This window comes from Microbacterium sp. zg.Y1084, from assembly GCF_024623595.1.
Taxonomy (GTDB): Bacteria; Actinomycetota; Actinomycetes; order Actinomycetales; family Microbacteriaceae; genus Microbacterium; species Microbacterium wangruii.
Genome location: NZ_JANJGV010000001.1, coordinates 56,647 through 75,150 on the forward strand (window position 1 = coordinate 56,647; position 18,504 = coordinate 75,150).

An 18,504-nucleotide genomic window follows, 5' to 3' on the forward strand; every position below is an offset into this window, starting at 1 on the left:
CGGGCTCGACGGACGAGCAGGCGAACGGCCAGGAGGCGGCGGAATCCTGCCTGCGCCGACGACGACGAAGGCCCCGGTGCGGACACCGGGGCCTTCGGTCTGCGGGCTGCGCCCGGGTTACTTCTTCGTGTCGTCGTCCTTCTCGGGGACGATCACGTTCGAGGGCCGGTTGGCCGTCTCGCTGTTGTGACCGTCGTCGATCGGGTGGAGGGGAGCGTCGGGCACGCCCGCGCGGTCGTGGGCGCCCTGCAGCTCGGCGACCTCTTCCTCCTCGATGTGGTCGAGCGAGTGGTGCTGGTGCTCGAGCGCCGCGTCCAGCTCGGTCTGGGTGAGCGGGGTGAGACGGTCCTCGAAGAACCAGCGCGACAGCGAGGCGCGCAGGTTCTCGTGCCACGGGATGCGGCCCTTGTCGTTGGGGCGCACGACCAGCGGTGCCTGCGTCTCGTAGTCCACGAGCTTGACGCGCTCGTACTCGTCGACGGGCTGGTGGACCTCGATGTACTCGCCGCCGGGGAGGCGCACGATGCGACCGGACTCGTAGCCGTGAAGGACGATCTCGCGGTCCTTCTTCTGGAGCGCGATGGCGATGCGCTTGGTGACGAAGTAGGCGAGCACCGGTCCGACGATCAGCAGCGCCTGCAGGGCGTGGATGACACCCTCCATCGTGAGATGGAAGTGCGTCGCGATGAGGTCGGACGAGGCTGCGGCCCACAGCACCGCGTAGAACGTGACACCGGCGGCGCCGATGGCGGTGCGGGTGGCGGCGTTGCGGGGACGCTGTGCGATGTGGTGCTCGCGCTTGTCGCCGGTGATCCACGCCTCGAGGAAGGGGTAGATGGCGACCAGCAGGATGAAGACGACCAGCACGCCGAGCGGCAGGATGATGTTCCACGACCACGTGCGATCGAGGAAGACCGACTCCAGGTGCGGCGGGACCAGGCGCAGCGCGCCGTCGGCGAAGCCGATGTACCAGTCGGGCTGGGTTCCTGCGGACACCGGCGACGGGTCGTACGGACCGTAGTTCCACACCGGGTTGATCGTGAACAGCGACGCGATCAGCACGATCACACCGAAGGTGACGAAGAAGAACCCGCCCATCTTCGACATGTAGACGGGGACCATCGGGTAGCCCACGACGTTGCTGTTCGTGCGGCCGGGGCCGGCGAACTGCGTGTGCTTGTTGATGATCATGAGCATGAGATGCAGCGCCAGCAGTGCCACCAGGATGGCGGGCAGCAGCAGGATGTGCAGCACGTACAGGCGGCCGACGATGTCGACACCCGGGAACTCGCCGCCGAACAGCAGGAACGACGTCCATGTGCCGATCAGCGGGATTCCCTTGACCATGCCGTCGATGATGCGCAGGCCGTTGCCCGAGAGCAGGTCGTCGGGGAGCGAGTAGCCGGTGAAGCCCTCACCCATGGCCAGGACGAACAGCACGAAGCCGATCACCCAGTTCAGCTCGCGCGGCTTGCGGAACGCACCGGTGAAGAACACGCGGAGCATGTGCACGCCGATGCCGGCGACGAACACCAGCGCAGCCCAGTGGTGGATCTGGCGCACCAGCAGGCCGCCGCGGATGTCGAAGGACAGCCGCAGGGTCGACTCCAGCGCGGCGGACATCTCGATGCCGCGCATGGGGGGATAGGCGCCGTAGTAGTGGGTCTCGACCATCGACGCCTGGAAGAAGAACGTCAGGAAGGTACCCGAGATGAGCACGACGACGAAGCTCCACAGAGCGATCTCGCCGAGCATGAACGACCAGTGGTCGGGGAAGATCTTGCGTCCGAGCTCCTTGACCAGGCCCGAGATGCTCGTGCGCTCGTCGAGGTAGTTGGCCGCACCCGCGACGAAACGACCGCCCAGCGGCTTCTCGTCGGAGTTCTTCGGCCTCTCGGTCGTTTCCTCAGTGACAGTTGCGGTGCTCAATGACGCTCCCAGAAGCTCGGGCCGACCGGCTCGGTGAAGTCGCTGCGGGCGACGAGGTAGCCCTCGTCGTCGACCATGATGGGCAGCTGCGGCAGCGGACGGGCCGCGGGGCCGAAGATGACAGCCGCGCCGTCGGAGACGTCGAACTGCGACTGGTGGCAGGGGCACAGCAGGTGATGGGTCTGCTGCTCGTAGAGCGCAACGGGGCAACCGACGTGCGTGCAGACCTTGGAGTACGCGACGATGCCGTTGTACGACCAGTCACGGCGCTCCGGGGTCTCCTTGAGCTGCTCGGGGAGCAGACGCACCAGCAGCACGATGGCCTTGGCCTTCTCCTCGAGATAGCCGTCGTGGTGGCTCATGGTCGCGAGCGACTCGGGGATCACCTGCACGGCGGAGCCGAGGGTCAGGTCGGCGGCGCGGATCGGCAGACCACTGGGGTCGTGCGCGAGACGCTCGCCCTTCTTCCACATGGTGTGGCTGAGCAGATAGACCGGGTCGCCGGCGTGCGGGTGCTCGGGGCTGCTCTCCGGGGCGAGGCCGCGGAAGAGCGTGATACCGGGCACCACGGATGCCACGACGGCGGCGATCAGCGAGTTGCGGATCATCGCGCGGCGGCCGAAGCCGGACTCCTCGTTCGCCTCGCGGAAGACCTCGACAGCAGCCTCGCGGGTGCTGTCACGGCCGCGGGTGGCGTGACGGGGCTCGATGAACTCCTTGTCCGACATGATCGCCTTGGACCAGTGGATGGCGCCGATGCCGATCGCCAGGAGTGCCAGGGCGATACCCAGACCGATGAAGAGGTTGTTGTTGCGGATGTCGATCATCTGCCCGCTCTCGATCGGGAAGATCATGTAGGCGGCGACCGCCCAGATGCTCCCGGCGAGGGACAGATAGAACAGGGTGTAGACCGTGCGCACGGCCCGCTGCATGGCGGCGGGGTCCTTGTCGGTGACGCGCGCGCGGTGCGGCGGCAGTCCGGGGTTCTGCACGGGGTCGGAAACCGCGACCGCGAGCCCCGGGGAGGGCTTCCAGGAAGCCCTCTCGTGCTCGAGCGCGTCGTCCTCGTGTGTCATGGTGCTCCTCGTGCGTTCCGTGATGCTGTGTCAGTGATCGATCAGTTCGACTTCGCCGTGATCCACACGGTGAGGGCGATGAGGCTGCCGATACCGAAGATCCAGATGAAGAGACCCTCCGAGACGGGGCCGAGCGAGCCGAGGGAGAAGCCGCCGGGCGACGGGTTCTCCTGCATGTACATCAGCGCGGAGATGATGTCGCGCTTCTCGTCGGTGCTGAGGGTCATGTCGTTGAAGACCGGCATGTTCTGCGGTCCGGTGACCATCGCCGCGTAGATGTGCAGCGCGCTGGTGTCGGTCAGGGGGGGAGCGTACTTGCCCTCGGTGAGGGCACCGCCGGCCGCGGCCACGTTGTGGCACATGGCGCAGTTGATGCGGAAGAGCTCGGCACCGTTGGAGACGTCGCCGTCGCCGTCGATGATGTTCGCGTCGGGGTACGTGGGGCCGGGGGCCACCGACTGCGTGAAGGCGGCGATCGCCTCGATCTGCTCCTGCGTGAACTGGACGGGCTTCTGCGGCGCCTGCGGTCCCTGCATCTGCAGCGGCATGCGACCTGTGGCCATCTGGAACTCGACGGAGAGCTCGCCGACGCCGTACAGCGACGGGCCGTTCTCGGAGCCCTGCAGGTCGAGACCGTGGCAGGTGGCGCAGTTGGCCTGGAAGAGCTTCTTGCCGTCTTCGACGGTGAGGGTGGAGGCGACGGTCTGCGGCTCGGCCGCGGCGACCGCTGCGGAGGCTCCGGCGTAGACGCCGCCGGTGACCAGCAGGCCGATGCCGATGAGAGCGGCGGCGGCCCAGGGGCTGCGGCGTCCGTTCGGGCGACGGGAGGTGTGTCGTGCCATGTCGGTTTTCAGCTCGCTCTCAGCTTACGAAGGGCAGCAGGTAGATGACGGCGAACAGCACGATCCACACGACGTCGACGAAGTGCCAGTAGTAGGAGACCACGATCGCGGTGGTCATCTCCTTGCGGCCGAAGTTCTTGACGGCGTACGCGCGGCCGATCACCAGGAGGAAGGCGATGAGCCCGCCGGTGACGTGAATGGCGTGGAATCCGGTGGTGATGTAGAAGGCCGACGCGTAGGGGTCCGCGCTGATCGGCAGGCCCTCGGCGACGAGGGTGGCGTACTCCCAGATCTGACCGGAGACGAAGACGGCGCCCATGACGAACGTGAGGAAGAACCACTCGACCATGCCCCACTTGCGCACGTTCCAGAGGCTGCCGGTGCGGTAGGACTGGAAACGCTCGGCGGCGAACACGCCCGCCTGGCACGCGAACGACGACATCACGAGGATGAACGTGTTGATCGCTGCGAAGGGGACGTTCAGGATCTCGGATCGCTCGGCGAACAGCTCAGGCGAGGTGCTGCGCAGCGTGAAGAAGATCGCGAAAAGGCCGGCGAAGAACATGACTTCGCTGCCGAGCCAGACGATGGTGCCGACAGCGACCGGGTCTGGTCGCTTGACCGACCGCATGGCCTGGGGATAGCTCGTAGAGGTGCTCGTCACACATTCATTATGGCTGAAAGTGGCCCGTGAGTTTCGCATCGAAGAGCCGAGTGTGGCCCGAATGTTGGTTAGGCCACCCTAACAAGCCGTCGGAATCCGCTGGTCGCGCCAGGATAGGATCGTCCCTCATGGCGGAGCTCACTTCTTGGCCCGAAATCCTCACCACGCTTCTCGATGACCGCGACCTCAGCGTGTCCGAGTCGACATGGGCGATGCGACAGGTGATGACCGGCGCGGCGAGTCCCTCGCAGCTCGCCGGTTTCCTCGTCGCGCTCAGGGCGAAGGGGGAGACGATCGACGAGATCGTCGGCTTCCGCGATGCGATCCTCGAAGCGGCGGTGCCGCTGCCGGTGCCCGCGGCGGTGCTCGACATCGTCGGCACCGGTGGCGACCGGTTCGGCACGGTGAACATCTCCACGATGTCGGCTATCGTGGCCGCGGCATCCGGGATCCCCGTCGTCAAGCACGGCAACAAGGCGGCGAGTTCGAAGTCGGGGTCCTCGGACGTGCTGCGGGCGCTGGGGGTCGACCTCACGCTGTCGCCGCAGGCTGTCGCCGAGACGCTCGAGCGCACCGGCATCACGTTCGCGTTCGCCTCCGCGTTCCACCCGGGCTTCCGCCACGCGGCGGCCACGCGCGGCGAGCTGGGCGTGCCGACGGTGTTCAACTTCCTGGGCCCGCTGTGCAACCCGGCGCGCGCCGAGGCCAATGCCGTCGGCGTGGCCCAGCTCGACCGCGTGCCCCTGATCACGGGGGTCTTCCGCACGCGCGGCGCGACCGCACTGGTCTTCCGCGGCGACGATGGCCTCGACGAGCTGACGACCACCGGGCACAGCCGCCTGTGGGAGATCAGCCTCGGCGACGTGCACGAGCACGACCTGGACCCGCGCGACCTCGGCATCCCGCTGGCGGACATCGACGATCTCCTGGGCGGCGAGCCCGAGCACAATGCAGAGGTGGTGCGCCGCACGCTCGACGGCGAGACCGGCGCGGTGCGCGACATCGTGCTGCTCAACACCGCCGCCGGCATGGTCGCCTACCGGCTCTCGCTCGACCCGACGCAGGTGCAGCGGCCCATTCTGGAGCGGCTCGCGGAGGCGAAGGATGCCGCAGCGGACGCCATCGACTCGGGCGCGGCGGCCGCCACCCTGCAGGCGTGGGTCGGTGCGACGCAGGTGCTCGCGGGCTGAGACGTTTACTTCCGGCCCGGCGGGTCGGCGGGGGAGCGCGCTCACGATACGTTGAGGTTTCATCCCGTCACTTCTAGGAGAAACCTCCCATGTCGAACGCACCGGCCACCACGGCCGACACCATCGAGCCCCCCGTCCGCAAGACCGGTCTCATCAAGGCAGCAGGCATCGTCGGCATCCTCGGTGGCATCGCGCTGATCGTCGTCGGCCTGGTGGTCTGGATCATGGTCTCCAGCCAGCTGCGCGCCGAGAACATCACGATCCCCGACGACGCGATGGCCTTCCAGGGCCAGACCGTCGCAGGGCCGTTCACCGCCTTCGTGCAGGCCGACATCATCCAGCACCACGCGCTGCAGGCCAGCGACGGCATGACCTACGCCGAGCTCGACAAGGAGGACCCGGTGCGGGCGACGATGATGAACGCATCGTTCCTGCGTGCCTCGCTGTTCACCTCGGTCGTCTCGTTCGGCGTCTCGGCCTTCGCGATGGGCGTCGGCGTGCTGTCGATCATCTTCGGCTGGGCGATCCACCGCCTCGCCTCGGTTCCGGTCGTCGTGAAGCGGTCGTCGGTCGCCTCGGTCTGACCTTCTGGCGCTACGGGCCCGCACCACGTCGGTGCGGGCCCGTACTCTGTCGCCATGCATCCGTATGACGCGCTGAGTGAGATCGCCTCGCTGCTCGAGCGCGAGCGCGCCTCCCGCTACCGGTCGAAGGCGTTCCGCGCTGCCGCGGCTGCGATCGAAGGCCTCGACGACGCCGAGCTGCGTGACACCCCGGCGCTGCGGCGGCGCAAGGGGATCGGCGAGTCGACCTTCGCCGTCATCCAGGAGGCCCTCGCAGGCGACGTTCCGGCGTATCTCGCCGAACTGCGCGAGAGCGCCGGCGTCGCACCCGTGGGCTCGGGCCTGCGGGCGCTGCTGCGTGGCGACCTGCACAGCCACTCCGACTGGTCGGACGGCTTGACGTCGATCGACCTCATGGCCCAGGCCGGCCGTGCACTGGGCCACGAGTATCTGGCGCTCACCGACCATTCGCCACGCCTGCGGGTCGCCAACGGGCTGTCGGCGGAACGGCTGCGCGAGCAGCTCGCCCTGCTCCCGGAGTTCAGCGGTGAGGGGTTCACCCTGCTCAGCGGCATCGAGGTCGACATCCTCGACGACGGTGCGCTCGACCAGCAGGAGGATCTCCTCGCCGATCTCGACATCGTGGTCGCGTCGGCGCATTCGAAGCTGCGAATGGAGCGGGGCCCGATGACGCGCCGCCTCGTCGCCGCGGCATCCGACCCTCAGGTGGACGTTCTCGGCCATGTGACCGGCCGGCTCGTCGAAGGCTCGCGCGGCACGCGCCCGCCGTCGCAGTTCGATGCCCGCGCGGTGTTCACCGCCTGCGCCGAGCATGGGGTGGCGGTGGAGATCAACTCCCGCCCGGAGAGGCAGGACCCGCCCGATGACCTGCTTGCGCTCGCGCTCGAGCTCGGATGCCTGTTCTCGATCGACTCCGACGCCCACGCGCCCGGGCAGCTCTCCCTGATCGATCACGGCGCGGCGCGGGCCGAGCGCGCAGGGGTGCCCGCCGACCGCATCGTCACGACGTGGCCGCTGGATCGTCTGCGGGAGTGGACCGGCCGGCGGCGCTGAACCGCGCGGGTCTCAGCCGCGGGTGGCGAGCGCGTCCAGGGCGCGCGTCATCGAGGTGCCGAGCCCCCACCGTTCGGCGAACGCCTGTGCCGCCTCGCGCGCCGCGGCATCCGGTGCGCGCAGCCGCGACGCGGGGGCCGCGATGGCGAGGTCGGTGACGACCTTCACCACCGTCGGGGCGACGTCGAGGTAGTCGGCGGCGGCGAGGATGCGGCTCGCGACGGTGGCGGACATCCCCTCGCTCGCGGCGGCGGCGGCCCGGATGCCCTCGAGGTCCCCGTGCGCGGCGAGCAGCGTCGCGGCGGTCTTCTCGCCGATTCCGGCGACCCCCGGCAGGCCGTCGGAGGCGTCGCCGCGCAGTGTGGCGTAGTCGGCGTACTGGGTCGGCAGGATGCGGTACTTGGTCACGACGGTCGCATCGGTGACGACTTCGAGGTTGCTCATGCCGCGGGCGGTGTAGATCACCCGCACGCCGCGGGCGTCGTCGACGAGCTGGAAGAGGTCGCGGTCGCCGGTGACGATGTCGACCGGCATGGTCGCCCGGGTCGCGAGCGTGCCGATGACGTCGTCGGCCTCGTGGTCGGCAAGCCCGACGACCGGGATGCCCAGCAGGGCGAGGGCGTCGCGAATCACCGGGATCTGCGCCTCCAGCGGGTCGGGCACCTGCTCGACGTCGGGCGCTCCGGTGACCGTTTCGGCGACGCGGTGCGTCTTGTACGTCGGGATGAGGTCGACGCGCCACTGCGGACGCCAGTCGTCATCCCAGCAGGCGACCATGTCGGTCGGGTCGTAGGTCGTCGTGAGCTTGGCGATCATGTCGAGCAGCCCGCGCACGGCGTTGATGGGAGTTCCGTCGGGGGAGCGCACCTTGTCGGGCACGCCGTAGAACGCGCGGAAGTACAGCGACGCGGTGTCGAGCAACATGAGGCGGTCAGTCACGGGCTCATCCTGGCACGGGCGCCGATCGGTCGGAGCGGATGTCGGAGGCTGCCGGCAGGCTTCGCGCATGACATTCGCGAACACCGGCACCCTGGGGACGATCCCGGGCAAGCGCGACGAGCTGGTCGCCCTGCTCACGCGCCCCTCCGCCGACCTTGCCGCCGTCGGCTGCCTGCTCTACGAGGTCGGCATCTCCGAGGAGGAGCCGGACACGGTCTTCGTGGTCGAACTCTGGACATCGGCCGACGCCCACCGGGCATCGCTCGATCTGCCGTCTGTGCGGGCAGCGATCTCCGAAGCCCGTCCCTTGCTGTCCGGCGCGATGGGTGGGCAACGATTCGAGGTCGTCGGCTCGCCGCTGCGCAGCGGGGCGGAGTAACGGCGCATGTAGGTTGTCGCCATGCTCATGTCGGCTCTCACGCTCCGCACCGCTGTCGGCCTGGTCGCGCTGTACGGTCTCGCCGCCCTCTCGGGGGCGTCGATCCTGGTCGCTCAGGTCGTGAACGGGCGCGACGGCTTCGGGGTCATCGCCGGGGCGGGGATCCTCTTCGTGTCCGGTGTTCTCACCGTCCGGTACGCGCGCGCCGCGATGGAGCTGCGTGGGGCCGTGCGGCCAGAGGGGTAGACCCCGTCAGCAGCCGGGACCCGCGGGGTTCTCGATGCAGGTGCGGTCGACGAGTGCGGTGAGCACCTCCACCACCCGCACGTCGTACCCGCCTGTGGTCGCATCGACGAATCCCGGCACCTCGCGCCAGGTGCCGGTGCCGAAGTCGACCGCGGCGGCGTAGCGGACGGTGACGGATGCCGTGTAGGTGCCGCGCTGGGCGTAGGCGTGGCTGGTCGGCGTCTGGGTGAACTGCGCCTGCCCCAGCTGCGGCCAGGAGGCGCCGCCGGACCGGGTGGCGCGCACGGTGCCGTCGCCGTAGTCGAACACGAAGGATGCCGGGACGAACCTCACCGTCACGGGCAGGTCGAACAGCTCACCGGTGAGCTGCTGCTCGGTCGCCGAAGCGACGAAGTTCGCCGCCATGCCGCGCACGGCGATGCCCGCCGGCTCGCCGGAGAACGACGGTCGCGCCGGCGTGAACGACGCGAGGTCGCTGATCGTGACCTCGGGCGGCGTCCACACCGTGTAGGTGCCACGGCACCCGACGACCGGATTGCACGTGGGCGCGGGTGCCGGCGCGGGTGCCGGCGCGGGTGCAGGAGCGGGCGGTTCAGGCCGGATGCCGCTCCCGCCGCCCCCGCCTCGGCCACCACCGGCCCCGCCCTCGCCGTAGGAGCCGCCGACCTCGACCGTGGATCCGGTGTTGGCGACGTCGCAGGCCGTCCAGGTATTGGCCCCATCGCACGTGGATGTTCCGGTTGCGGACATTACGCCCAGAGATGTGAAGGTGACCGTGACGGCGAGGGTCAAGGCACTGGGGCGCATGCTGGGTCCTCGATGGCGTTGCTAGACGCGATTTGCAGTCCTGTCGGTGTCGTAGGGCTCGCAATGAGTTCTAGCTGAAGGGCATAGCGATCTGGCCTGGAGGCAGACACAACCGAATCGCCCGCCAGGTCAATAACCTCAACAGTGCTCACATCAACACAAGCGACCGCAGCGATCTCCGTGGGTAGGGAAGACGAGCCCGTATCGCCACGAAAGCTGATCAGTTCATTGCTTCCGGTCTTCGCGAGCGATTCCGCATGCATTGTCGAGAGGGTCTGTCGTTCGTTCGCATTCGCCTCTCCCGTCGTCCACGCGTACACGGCCTCGAACGTCGCCGGGTCGCTCAGATCCACCTGGTTCAGGGCGTCGACGTACGCGCGGTACGTCTCCTCGGCGGCGGCGAACGCGTCCGCCTCGCTCGCGAAGCCCGTGGAAGTGGGCGTGGGCGCGGGTTGCGGCTCGGGCGTGCAGGCCGTCAGCAGGGCGACGATCACGGCCGCACCCACCGCAGCGACGACGCTCCGTGAGTTCATGCGCACACGCTACCGGCCAGGCGCGGCGCGGCATCCGGTTATCCACAGCAGGCGGCTAGCGCCGACGCTGCACGAGATCGCCCACGGCGGCCGACGCCCGGTCGAGCGCGATCACCCCGATCGCGATCACGGCGATCACCACGACGACCTGCACGATGCCGAGGGCGACGCCTCCGGGTCCGAGGGCGTCGATGTCGAGGAAGGGGTACGGGAACCGGTCGGCGATGGTGGGGAACAAGACACCGCGCGCCAGGGTGACCACGGCGTAGGCGGCGGGGTACAGCAGCCACAGCGCGGCATCCCGCCAGCGCACCGCGCGCCGCGGGCCGAACAGCAGCCAGTCCACGAGCACCATGGCCGGCACGACGTAGTGCAGCAGGAACAGTGAGCGGTTCGCCAGCGCGGTGTCGGGGTCGGCGACGACGAGCCCGGGCAGCGGGTTCGCGCCGAGGTTCAGCAAGACGTGGGAGACCAGAGCCGTGGTGAGGATCCAGGTGACCACTCCACCGCGCAGTCGCGGGGCGGGGGCGTCGGTGGTGCCGCGCCGCAGCATCCAGTACAGGGCGCCGGCGACGTAGGCGAAGACGATCACGTTGCTCTGGATCGTGAAGAACACCAGGCGGTGGTTGCCGGTCGACAGCCCCACCAGGCAGGCGGCGAGCGTCGCGACCCGCCACCAGAACTGCGGGCTGCGCACGACGTGCGCGCGGTTCGCTGCGGTCACAGTGCTCCTCACGATGCGGCTGCGCCTGAACGCTAGGCCGGGGGAGGAGAGGTGTCAAAGCAGTGCGAGACTGGCAGCACCATGCGTGACGACCAGCCCTGCCCCTGCGGAAGCGGTGCGGCGCTCGCCGCCTGCTGCGGCCGGTACCTCGGCGGCATCCCCGCACCGACACCCGAAGCCCTCATGCGCTCGCGCTACACCGCCTTCGCCGTCGGCGATGCCGCGTATCTCGCGCAGACCTGGCATCCCGGCACCCGTCCCGAGAACCTCGACCTCGAACCCGGTCTGCGGTGGCGCGGGCTCGAGATCGTCTCGGCCGAGGCGGGGGACAAGCGCGGAACCGTGGAGTTCCGCGCGTCGTGGAGCCAGGGCGGCGCGCGCGGCGTGCTGCACGAGCGCAGTCGGTTCGTGCGTCAGAGCGAGCGCTGGTGGTACCTCGACGGGGTCATCGACCCGCCGGTCACAGCGGATCGGTGATCGCCTGATGCACGCGGCGCAGGTCGACGAGGATCGAGCCGATCAGCGCCCAGTTGCCCGACGAGGGGGTCTGGATCTGCAGCGGCCGCGTCAGCGCGGGCTCCTCGTCGGGGGCGACCATGTCGTCGGGGGCGCTCGTGAGAAGGCGCAGGTCGTGGGCCGCCCGGCGCAGCTGCTCGGCGATCGCCGGTGACGCCGGCTCGCGGGCGAGGTCGTCGGGTCCGTGGTCGCGGACGGCCCTCGTCATGCCGATGACCTGGATCACGATGCCGGAGAAGCGCTCCAGCAGATCCTGCAGCTGCGCCAACTGGTCGCGGTAGCGCGGCGCCCGCGGGTTGAGGGTGAGGGCGTCGGTCGCCGCCTTCATGGCGGTCGTCGCCGCCTCGCGCATGGGCCGCAGCAGCCGCGCCGTCAGCAGCATCCCTTCGAGCTCCTGCGCGGAGTGCTTGTTCTCGAACGCCTCGGCGAGCCGGTCGAGCGTCGCGGCGATCTCCAGCCCCAGCGCGTCCACGCGCTCGCGCGCTTCTGCGACGGGGACGGTGGGGGCGAGCGCCACGCTCACCGTCAGCCCGATGAGCGCGCCGATGATCGTCTCGACGATGCGGGCGCCGGCGTACCCCGGTGTCGACACGCCCAGAGCCAGCACGAGGATCGCGCTGATGACCGTCTGGTTGCTGACCCCCGGGGTCATGCGCAGAATCCACGCGAACAGCAGAGCGGTCACGATCGCCGCCGGCACGACCCACGGCTGCGTCCCGAAGGCGAGTCCCAGAGACGAGCCGATCGCGACACCCGCGGTCACCCCGACGCTGCGCTCGACGGCCTTGGTCGCCGACTGGTTGGCGCTCGGCTGCACGATCAGCAGTGCCGCGATGGAAGCGAACACCGGCGGCGAACCGGGGAGGATCGCTCCCGTGATCACCCACGCCGCGACCGTCGCCAGCGCCGCCTTCGACAGCAGCACGAGCGGCAGCCGGCGGTCGGCGCGCACAGCTGAGGCGAAGCGGAATGACACGGGCACGCGCACCACGCTAGGCCGCGGGGCGTCGCGGCGTCAGTGCGAGGGCCGGGAATTGCGACGTCAGCGCGACAGCACCTCGTCGGTGGTCGCGTCGGCCAGCGCGACGGTCACGCGGGTGCCCCACGGGTCGTCGACGCGCACCGAGCGCCCGTCGGCGTCGAAGCGGATGCCACGGCCGCGCAGTCTGGCGGCGAGTGCGTCGAGGTCGTCGCGGCCCGGAACGGTCACCGCGACGTCCCCGAGCCCGAGCGCGGCGGCGCGCGGACCGGCGCCGCGGCTGTTCCAGATGTTCATCGCGACGTGGTGGTGGTAGCCGCCGGCCGAGGCGAAGAGCGCGCCCGGGTAGGCCGACAGGGTCGCGTCGAACCCCAGCCCGTCGACGTAGAAGCCGCGGGCCGTGGCGATGTCGCCCACCTGCAGGTGCACGTGGCCGACGGTGCCGGAACGTGAGGGGCCGGCATCCACCACGTCCTGCGTCAGGTGCCGGGTCAGGTACTCGTTCGGGTCGAGCGCGATCGTGTCCATGCGGATCTGGCCGTTCTCGTGCACCCACTCAGAGCGGTCGCGGTCGGTGTACAGCTCGACGCCGTTGCCCTCGGGGTCAGTGAAGTAGAACGCCTCGCTGACGAGGTGGTCGGCCGACCCGGTGAAGCGGCTGAGCGGATGCTGCGCGGCGCGGTACACCGTCGCCGCCAGGGCGGCGGCATCGTCGAAAAGGAAGGCGGTGTGGAACAGTCCCGCCTGACCGGGGGCCGCAACGGGGAGGTCGGGGGTGTGCACGAGGCGCACGAGCGGGGTGGTGCCGCGACCGAGCACCCGGTGCACCTCGCGCCCGCGCGCCCGGTCCTCCAGGGGCTCCATGGCGAAGGCCGCGGCGTAGTAGCCGCTCATCGTCTCGAGGTCGGCGACGCGCAGGGTCACCGCGCCCATCGTGGTGTCGGCGTTCAGGTGGCGTTCGTCTGCGGGGGCGGTCATGCGATTCTCCAGCGGGTTTCGGGTGATCGTCACAACGTCCACGCTCCGCTGTGTATTCCGCTGCATGGATCCACCTGGCCTGGGAAGGGCACTCAGGCAGCCGGGTTTACAATCGTTCCCGGCCGTCAGCAAGGAGGGGACCATGCCTCCTTCAGGGAGCGCGATGCGTGAATTGTTCCGTCGCAAGCCGATCGTCGCACCCGGCGACGCACCCGCGGACACCGGGGGACTGGTGCGCCGGCTCGGCACCTTCCAGCTCGCGATGCTGGGAGTGGGTGCCACCGTCGGCACCGGCGTCTTCTTCGTGATGCACGAGTCCGTGCCGCTGGCGGGGCCCGCGGTGCTCCTCTCGTTCGTCATCGCCGCGATCGCCGCCGGGCTGTCGGCGGTCTGCTACGCCGAGATGGCCTCGGCGGTGCCGATCTCCGGGTCCACCTACTCCTACGCCTACGTGACCCTCGGCGAGATCGTCGCGATGGGCGTGGCCGCGTGCCTCGTGCTCGAGTACGGCGTTTCGGCCGCCGCGGTCTCCTCGGGATGGAGTGGATACCTCGACCACCTCATCCATGCGCTGTTCGGATGGAACCTGCCCGCTGAGCTGACCATGGCCCCCGGCGAGGGCGGCATCGTCAACCTGCCCGCCGTCGTGCTCGTGCTCCTGTGCGCTGTGCTGCTCGTGCGCGGCACCCGTGAGTCCGCCGTCGTCAACACCGTCATGGTCGTCATCAAGGTGGCGGTGCTCCTGATGTTCGCCGCGATCGCGGTCACCGCCTTCACCGTCGACAACTTCGCCGACTTCGCCCCCCACGGCGCCGCCGGTGTCACGGCGGCGGCCGGCACCATCTTCTTCACCTTCATCGGACTGGATGCCGTATCGACGGCGGGCGACGAGGTGCGCGACCCGCAACGGTCGATGCCGCGCGCCATCCTGATCGCGCTGGCCATCGTGGTGACCGTGTATCTGTTCGTCGCCGTCGCCGCTGTCGGCGCGCAGCCGTGGCAGGACTTCTCCGACCCCGGCCAGCAGAGCGCCGGGCTCGCCGTGATCCTGTCGGACGTGCTGGGAGCCTCGTGGCCGGCGACCCTGCTCGCTGCCGGCGCGGTGGTGTCGATCTTCTCGGTCACGCTGGTGATCCTGTTCGGGCAGACCCGCATCCTCTACGCCATCGGGCGCGACGGTCTGCTGCCACGGGCGTTCGCGCGTGTCGACCCGCGCACGCACACTCCGGTGTTCTCCACCGTGGTGGTGGCGGGCGTCGTTGCCGTGCTCGCGGGGTTCGTGCCGCTGTCGAGCCTGTGGGATCTGGTGTCGATGGGCACCCTCGTCGCCTTCATCGTGGTGTCGGTGGGCGTGCTCGTGCTGCGCCGCACGCGCCCCGACCTGCCGCGCGCCTTCCGCGTGCCCGGCTATCCGGTGACGCCGGTGCTCTCGATCGTCGCCTGCCTGTACCTCATCTCGGGTCTGGGCTGGTCGACGTACGTCTGGTTCGCCGTCTGGCTGGCCGTGGTGCTGGCGTTCTATCTGCTCTGGGGGCGCCGTCACAGCAGGCTCGCCCAGGGGAGCCCGCGAACGATGACAGAGGAAGCTGATCCGGCCCGCTGAGGACACCGGGCACGTAACGTGGGAGCCCCGACCCGGAAGGAGGCCCTCATGGCCCGCATCCTGATCATCGGCGGCCACGGCAAGGTGGCCCGACTGCTCGAGCCGATCCTCGCCGAGCGCGGCGACACCGTCAGCGCCGTCATCCGCAACCCCGATCACGCCGTCGACGTCACCGCGACCGCCGCCGCCCCCGTCGTGGCGGACGTGGAGCGCTTCGACCTCGACCAGCTGACCAACCTCGTGGCCGGCAACCACGCGGTCGTCTGGGCGGCGGGCGCAGGCGGTGGAGACGCCTCCCGCACCTACGCCGTCGACCGGGACGCCGCGATGCGCGCGATCGATGCCGCGCGGGCGGCGGGCGTACGCCGATTCGTGATGGTGTCGTGGATCGGCTCGCGCGCCGACCACGGCGTCGACCCCGACAACTCCTTCTTCGCCTACGCCGATGCCAAGTGGGCCGCCGACGCCCACCTGCACGACAGCGGGCTGGACTGGACCATCGTCGCGCCCGGGGCCCTCACCGACGACCCGCCCACCGGTCGCATCCGCCTCGACCCCGACGGTGACGGCGCCGTCTCGCGCGCCGACGTGGCAGCCGTCGTCGCGGCATCCCTCGCCGAGCCGGCGACCATCGGACGCACGCTGCGCTTCGGAAACGGCGACATGCCCATCGCCGAGGCGCTGCGCACGCGGTGAGCGACCGCGCCGCGGACATCGCCGCGCTGGCGTCGGTGATCGAGCGCCGCCGGGCGGACGTCGAGGTGCGCCTCGCGCGGCTCGACGGCGATGACGCGCTGCTGCGCCGCGACCGGGCGGACGGCACCGCCGACGACGAGCACGACCCCGAGGGCTCGACCCTCAGCGGGGAGTGGGCGCAGATCGACGCGCTGCGACGCGCCGCGGTGGCCGAGCGGGATCGATTGGATGCCGCGCGGGAACGCCTCGCCGCGCACACCTACGGCGCGTGCGTATCGTGCGGCCGCCCCATCCCGATCGAGAGACTGCAGGCGCGGCCCGAGGCCGACCGCTGCGTCTCCTGTGCGAGCGCCGCGGGCGCGTGAGGGCGCCCACGATCCTCGCGGAACGGCGCGGTTCTCTGGTATCCTGAAGTGTCATTCGTGTGGCCGACCTTTCGGCGTCCGCGAATGGCATGGCATCACACAATCCGCTCCGCCTCCCTCCGAGGTTCCGCCCGCGCCCGCGCGTTCGGTCCGAAGACGATGCGAGGCCCGATACCCAAACCCACAAGGACAACCCACTACATGACTACCGCAACGACCGCCCCGGCCACCAAGCAGGTCGCGATCAACGACATCGGATCTGCCGAGGACTTCCTGGCCGCGGTCGAGAAGACTCTGAAGTTCTTCAACGACGGCGACCTCATCGAAGGCACCGTGGTGAAGATCGACCGCGACGAGGTCCTCCTCGACGTCGGCTACAAGACCGAGGGTGTCATCCCCTCGCGCGAGCTTTCGATCAAGCACGACGTCGACCCCAACGAGGTCGTCAAGGTCGGCGACGAGGTCGAGGCCCTGGTTCTCCAGAAGGAGGACAAGGAAGGCCGCCTCATCCTGTCCAAGAAGCGCGCCCAGTACGAGCGCGCCTGGGGCGATGTGGAGAAGATCAAGGAGAGCGACGGCGTCGTCACCGGTCAGGTGATCGAGGTCGTCAAGGGCGGCCTGATCGTCGACATCGGCCTGCGCGGCTTCCTGCCGGCATCGCTCATCGAGCTGCGCCGCGTCCGCGACCTGACCCCGTACCTGGGCCAGGAGATCGAGGCCAAGATCCTCGAGCTGGACAAGAACCGCAACAACGTCGTGCTGTCGCGCCGCGCCCTGCTCGAGCAGACGCAGTCCGAGTCGCGCACCACGTTCCTCAACAACCTGCACAAGGGCCAGGTCCGCAAGGGCACGGTCTCGTCGATCGTCAACTTCGGCGCGTTCGTCGACCTCGGCGGCGTCGACGGTCTGGTGCACGTCTCCGAGCTGTCGTGGAAGCACATCGAGCACGCCTCCGAGGTCGTCGAGGTGGGCCAGGAAGTCACCGTCGAGATCCTCGAGGTGGACCTGGACCGCGAGCGCGTCTCGCTGTCGCTCAAGGCGACGCAGGAGGACCCCTGGCAGGTCTTCGCCCGCACCCACGCGATCGGTCAGGTCGCTCCGGGCAAGGTCACCAAGCTGGTTCCGTTCGGTGCGTTCGTCCGCGTCGCCGACGGCATCGAGGGCCTCGTGCACATCTCCGAGCTGTCGGGCAAGCACGTCGAGCTCGCCGAGCAGGTCGTCTCGGTCGGTGAAGAGGTCTTCGTGAAGATCATCGACATCGACCTCGAGCGTCGCCGCATCTCGCTGTCGCTCAAGCAGGCCAACGAGTCGGTCGACCCGAACGGCACCGAGTTCGACCCCGCCCTCTACGGCATGGTCACGGAGTACGACGAGAACGGGGAGTACAAGTACCCCGAGGGCTTCGACGCCGAGACCAACCAGTGGAAGGAAGGCTTCGACGAGCAGCGTCTGGCCTGGGAGGCCGAGTACGCCGCCGCCCAGGGCCGCTGGGAGGCTCACAAGGCCGCCGTCGCCAAGGCCCTCGAGGCCGAGGCTGCAGCCGGCGTCGACGCGGGTGCGGGCACGTACTCGTCCGACAGCGGTTCTGCCGGCACGCTGGCCGACGACGAGGCTCTCGCCGCTCTGCGGGAGAAGCTCTCGGGTCGCTGATCCGTTTCGGAGGGCCGTCACTGTTCGCAGTGGCGGCCCTTCGTCGTTTCCGCACCCGGCACCGGCGCCGCCGATCTGGCATGCTCGAACCCATGCCTCTCATCGCGCTCACCGGGGGAATCGCGTCGGGGAAATCCACGATCGCCCAGCGGCTCGCCGAACACGGCGCGATCGTGGTGGATGCCGATCGCATCGTCCGTGACGTGCAGACCCCCGGTTCGCCGGTGCTCGACGAGATCGCCGCGCAGTTCGGCCCCGATGTGCTGGGTGCCGACGGCTCGCTCAATCGCGCGCGGCTGGCATCCCTCGTGTTCGGGGACGACGAGGCGCTGGCCCGGCTCAACGCCATCGTGCACCCCGCCGTGCGCCAGGAGTCGGCCCGCAGGTTCGCCGCAGCCCGGGAGGCCGACCCGGCTGCGGTGGTCGTCTACGACGTGCCGCTGCTGGTGGATGCGCGCGCCGACGACCCGTGGGACCTCATCGTCGTCGCGCACGCGCCCGCGGATGTGCGCGTGCGGCGCCTGGTGGAATTGCGCGGGATGAACGAGGCCGACGCGCAGGCGCGCCTGGCGGCCCAGGTGCCCGACGCGCGCCGCCTCGCGATCGCGGATGTCGTGATCGACACCACCGGCACCCTGGCCGACACCCGCGCGCAGACCGACGACCTGTGGCGCCGCCTGGCCGGCGACGGCGGCGAGGCGCACGCTGACACCGGCACGCACGGCGGCGACGGCGAGTCGCGGTAGCGTCG

21 protein-coding genes are annotated in these 18,504 nt (G+C 69.7%); 11 read left to right on the top strand and 10 right to left on the bottom strand.

Annotation, left to right across the window (positions count from 1 at the left end; all coding sequences use genetic code 11):
• Positions 1–117: 117 nt before the first annotated feature.
• From NQ165_RS00270 to NQ165_RS00285, 4 genes are read right to left on the bottom strand one after another with little or no spacing between them, the layout of a single operon-like run.
• Entirely contained in the window at positions 118–1,929 is a 1,812-nt protein-coding gene (locus NQ165_RS00270) for a ubiquinol-cytochrome c reductase cytochrome b subunit (RefSeq protein WP_257530143.1), read from the bottom strand.
• Positions 1,926–3,005, bottom strand: coding sequence for a ubiquinol-cytochrome c reductase iron-sulfur subunit (locus NQ165_RS00275; RefSeq protein WP_257530145.1), 1,080 nt, complete (start codon positions 3,003–3,005; stop codon positions 1,926–1,928). The genes NQ165_RS00270 and NQ165_RS00275 overlap by 4 nt, the downstream gene beginning before the upstream one ends.
• Before the next feature lie 41 nt (positions 3,006–3,046).
• Positions 3,047–3,847: a c-type cytochrome gene (locus tag NQ165_RS00280; protein WP_257530147.1), complete on the bottom strand. Its 801-nt coding sequence runs from the start codon at positions 3,845–3,847 to the stop codon at positions 3,047–3,049.
• A gap of 19 nt (positions 3,848–3,866) precedes the next feature.
• Positions 3,867–4,478 (bottom strand): heme-copper oxidase subunit III, encoded by a 612-nt coding sequence (locus NQ165_RS00285; RefSeq protein ID WP_257530510.1) that lies wholly within the window; start codon positions 4,476–4,478, stop codon positions 3,867–3,869.
• 161 nt (positions 4,479–4,639) lie between these two features.
• On the opposite strand from NQ165_RS00285, the gene trpD reads away from it, so the two are divergent.
• The 3 genes from trpD (at position 4,640) to NQ165_RS00300 (ending at position 7,338) form a co-directional block, all read left to right on the top strand.
• Complete coding sequence (gene trpD / locus NQ165_RS00290) at positions 4,640–5,701, top strand: anthranilate phosphoribosyltransferase (protein WP_257530149.1); 1,062 nt, start codon at positions 4,640–4,642, stop codon at positions 5,699–5,701.
• An 89-nt stretch (positions 5,702–5,790) separates the two neighbouring features.
• Positions 5,791–6,285, top strand: a complete 495-nt coding sequence (locus NQ165_RS00295; RefSeq protein WP_257530151.1) for an aromatic ring-opening dioxygenase LigA — start codon at positions 5,791–5,793, stop codon at positions 6,283–6,285.
• 54 nt (positions 6,286–6,339) lie between these two features.
• Positions 6,340–7,338 carry a PHP domain-containing protein gene (locus NQ165_RS00300; RefSeq protein ID WP_257530154.1) on the top strand — a complete coding sequence of 333 codons (999 nt, stop codon included), beginning with the start codon at positions 6,340–6,342 and terminating at the stop codon, positions 7,336–7,338.
• 12 nt (positions 7,339–7,350) lie between these two features.
• Here NQ165_RS00300 and NQ165_RS00305 read toward each other — a convergent pair whose 3' ends face one another.
• Positions 7,351–8,277, bottom strand: coding sequence for a 5'-3' exonuclease (locus tag NQ165_RS00305; protein ID WP_257530156.1), 927 nt, complete (start codon positions 8,275–8,277; stop codon positions 7,351–7,353).
• 67 nt (positions 8,278–8,344) lie between these two features.
• Here NQ165_RS00305 and NQ165_RS00310 point away from each other — a divergent pair, with 67 nt between their 5' ends.
• Both NQ165_RS00310 and NQ165_RS00315 read left to right on the top strand, forming a co-directional pair.
• A complete protein-coding gene (locus tag NQ165_RS00310) occupies positions 8,345–8,656 on the top strand; it encodes a putative quinol monooxygenase (protein ID WP_257530158.1) in 312 nt (103 codons plus the stop codon).
• 21 nt (positions 8,657–8,677) lie between these two features.
• Positions 8,678–8,902, top strand: a complete 225-nt coding sequence (locus NQ165_RS00315; protein ID WP_257530160.1) for a hypothetical protein — start codon at positions 8,678–8,680, stop codon at positions 8,900–8,902.
• Positions 8,903–8,908: 6 nt separating this feature from the next.
• Here the strand turns inward: NQ165_RS00315 and NQ165_RS00320 are convergent, their stop codons facing one another.
• The 3 genes from NQ165_RS00320 to NQ165_RS00330 all read right to left on the bottom strand — a co-directional run bounded on the left by NQ165_RS00320 (position 8,909) and on the right by NQ165_RS00330 (position 10,966).
• On the bottom strand, positions 8,909–9,406 hold the full coding sequence (locus NQ165_RS00320; protein ID WP_257530162.1) for a hypothetical protein: 498 nt from the start codon (positions 9,404–9,406) through the stop codon (positions 8,909–8,911).
• 284 nt (positions 9,407–9,690) lie between these two features.
• A complete protein-coding gene (locus NQ165_RS00325) occupies positions 9,691–10,242 on the bottom strand; it encodes a hypothetical protein (RefSeq protein WP_257530164.1) in 552 nt (183 codons plus the stop codon).
• 55 nt (positions 10,243–10,297) lie between these two features.
• Entirely contained in the window at positions 10,298–10,966 is a 669-nt protein-coding gene (locus NQ165_RS00330) for a Pr6Pr family membrane protein (RefSeq protein ID WP_257530166.1), read from the bottom strand.
• Between the two features lie 81 nt (positions 10,967–11,047).
• Between NQ165_RS00330 and NQ165_RS00335 the strand changes: the two genes are divergently transcribed.
• On the top strand, positions 11,048–11,443 hold the full coding sequence (locus NQ165_RS00335; RefSeq protein ID WP_257530168.1) for a YchJ family protein: 396 nt from the start codon (positions 11,048–11,050) through the stop codon (positions 11,441–11,443).
• Here NQ165_RS00335 and NQ165_RS00340 read toward each other — a convergent pair.
• Both NQ165_RS00340 and NQ165_RS00345 read right to left on the bottom strand, forming a co-directional pair.
• Positions 11,427–12,464 carry an aromatic acid exporter family protein gene (locus NQ165_RS00340; RefSeq protein ID WP_257530170.1) on the bottom strand — a complete coding sequence of 346 codons (1,038 nt, stop codon included), beginning with the start codon at positions 12,462–12,464 and terminating at the stop codon, positions 11,427–11,429. The two genes, NQ165_RS00335 and NQ165_RS00340, sit on opposite strands and share 17 nt — an antisense overlap.
• A 60-nt stretch (positions 12,465–12,524) precedes the next feature.
• The gene (locus NQ165_RS00345) at positions 12,525–13,439 is read right to left on the bottom strand and encodes a VOC family protein (protein WP_257530172.1); all 915 of its coding nucleotides are present in this window, start codon (positions 13,437–13,439) and stop codon (positions 12,525–12,527) included.
• Between the two features lie 163 nt (positions 13,440–13,602).
• On the opposite strand from NQ165_RS00345, the gene NQ165_RS00350 reads away from it, so the two are divergent.
• The 5 genes from NQ165_RS00350 (at position 13,603) to coaE (ending at position 18,499) form a co-directional block, all read left to right on the top strand.
• Positions 13,603–15,042: an APC family permease gene (locus tag NQ165_RS00350; protein ID WP_257530174.1), complete on the top strand. Its 1,440-nt coding sequence runs from the start codon at positions 13,603–13,605 to the stop codon at positions 15,040–15,042.
• 48 nt (positions 15,043–15,090) lie between these two features.
• The gene (locus NQ165_RS00355) at positions 15,091–15,738 is read left to right on the top strand and encodes an NAD(P)H-binding protein (protein WP_257530176.1); all 648 of its coding nucleotides are present in this window, start codon (positions 15,091–15,093) and stop codon (positions 15,736–15,738) included.
• Positions 15,735–16,103 (top strand): TraR/DksA C4-type zinc finger protein, encoded by a 369-nt coding sequence (locus tag NQ165_RS00360; protein ID WP_257530177.1) that lies wholly within the window; start codon positions 15,735–15,737, stop codon positions 16,101–16,103. Before NQ165_RS00355 ends, NQ165_RS00360 begins: the two co-directional genes overlap by 4 nt.
• Positions 16,104–16,304: 201 nt before the next feature.
• On the top strand, positions 16,305–17,753 hold the full coding sequence (gene rpsA / locus NQ165_RS00365) for a 30S ribosomal protein S1 (protein ID WP_257530179.1): 1,449 nt from the start codon (positions 16,305–16,307) through the stop codon (positions 17,751–17,753).
• 92 nt (positions 17,754–17,845) lie between these two features.
• The gene (coaE, locus tag NQ165_RS00370; protein WP_257530181.1) at positions 17,846–18,499 is read left to right on the top strand and encodes a dephospho-CoA kinase; all 654 of its coding nucleotides are present in this window, start codon (positions 17,846–17,848) and stop codon (positions 18,497–18,499) included.
• Positions 18,500–18,504 lie beyond the last annotated feature (5 nt).

Coding starts and splice junctions, on each gene's coding strand:
- NQ165_RS00275 (WP_257530145.1), bottom strand. CDS start 3,005: ATGACACACGAGGACGACGCGCTCGAGCACGAGAGGGCTTCCTGGAAG.
- NQ165_RS00280 (WP_257530147.1), bottom strand. CDS start 3,847: ATGGCACGACACACCTCCCGTCGCCCGAACGGACGCCGCAGCCCCTGG.
- NQ165_RS00285 (WP_257530510.1), bottom strand. CDS start 4,478: ATGCGGTCGGTCAAGCGACCAGACCCGGTCGCTGTCGGCACCATCGTC.
- trpD (WP_257530149.1), top strand. CDS start 4,640: ATGGCGGAGCTCACTTCTTGGCCCGAAATCCTCACCACGCTTCTCGAT.
- NQ165_RS00295 (WP_257530151.1), top strand. CDS start 5,791: ATGTCGAACGCACCGGCCACCACGGCCGACACCATCGAGCCCCCCGTC.
- NQ165_RS00300 (WP_257530154.1), top strand. CDS start 6,340: ATGCATCCGTATGACGCGCTGAGTGAGATCGCCTCGCTGCTCGAGCGC.
- NQ165_RS00310 (WP_257530158.1), top strand. CDS start 8,345: ATGACATTCGCGAACACCGGCACCCTGGGGACGATCCCGGGCAAGCGC.
- NQ165_RS00315 (WP_257530160.1), top strand. CDS start 8,678: ATGCTCATGTCGGCTCTCACGCTCCGCACCGCTGTCGGCCTGGTCGCG.
- NQ165_RS00325 (WP_257530164.1), bottom strand. CDS start 10,242: ATGAACTCACGGAGCGTCGTCGCTGCGGTGGGTGCGGCCGTGATCGTC.
- NQ165_RS00335 (WP_257530168.1), top strand. CDS start 11,048: ATGCGTGACGACCAGCCCTGCCCCTGCGGAAGCGGTGCGGCGCTCGCC.
- NQ165_RS00345 (WP_257530172.1), bottom strand. CDS start 13,439: ATGACCGCCCCCGCAGACGAACGCCACCTGAACGCCGACACCACGATG.
- NQ165_RS00350 (WP_257530174.1), top strand. CDS start 13,603: ATGCGTGAATTGTTCCGTCGCAAGCCGATCGTCGCACCCGGCGACGCA.
- NQ165_RS00355 (WP_257530176.1), top strand. CDS start 15,091: ATGGCCCGCATCCTGATCATCGGCGGCCACGGCAAGGTGGCCCGACTG.
- rpsA (WP_257530179.1), top strand. CDS start 16,305: ATGACTACCGCAACGACCGCCCCGGCCACCAAGCAGGTCGCGATCAAC.
- coaE (WP_257530181.1), top strand. CDS start 17,846: ATGCCTCTCATCGCGCTCACCGGGGGAATCGCGTCGGGGAAATCCACG.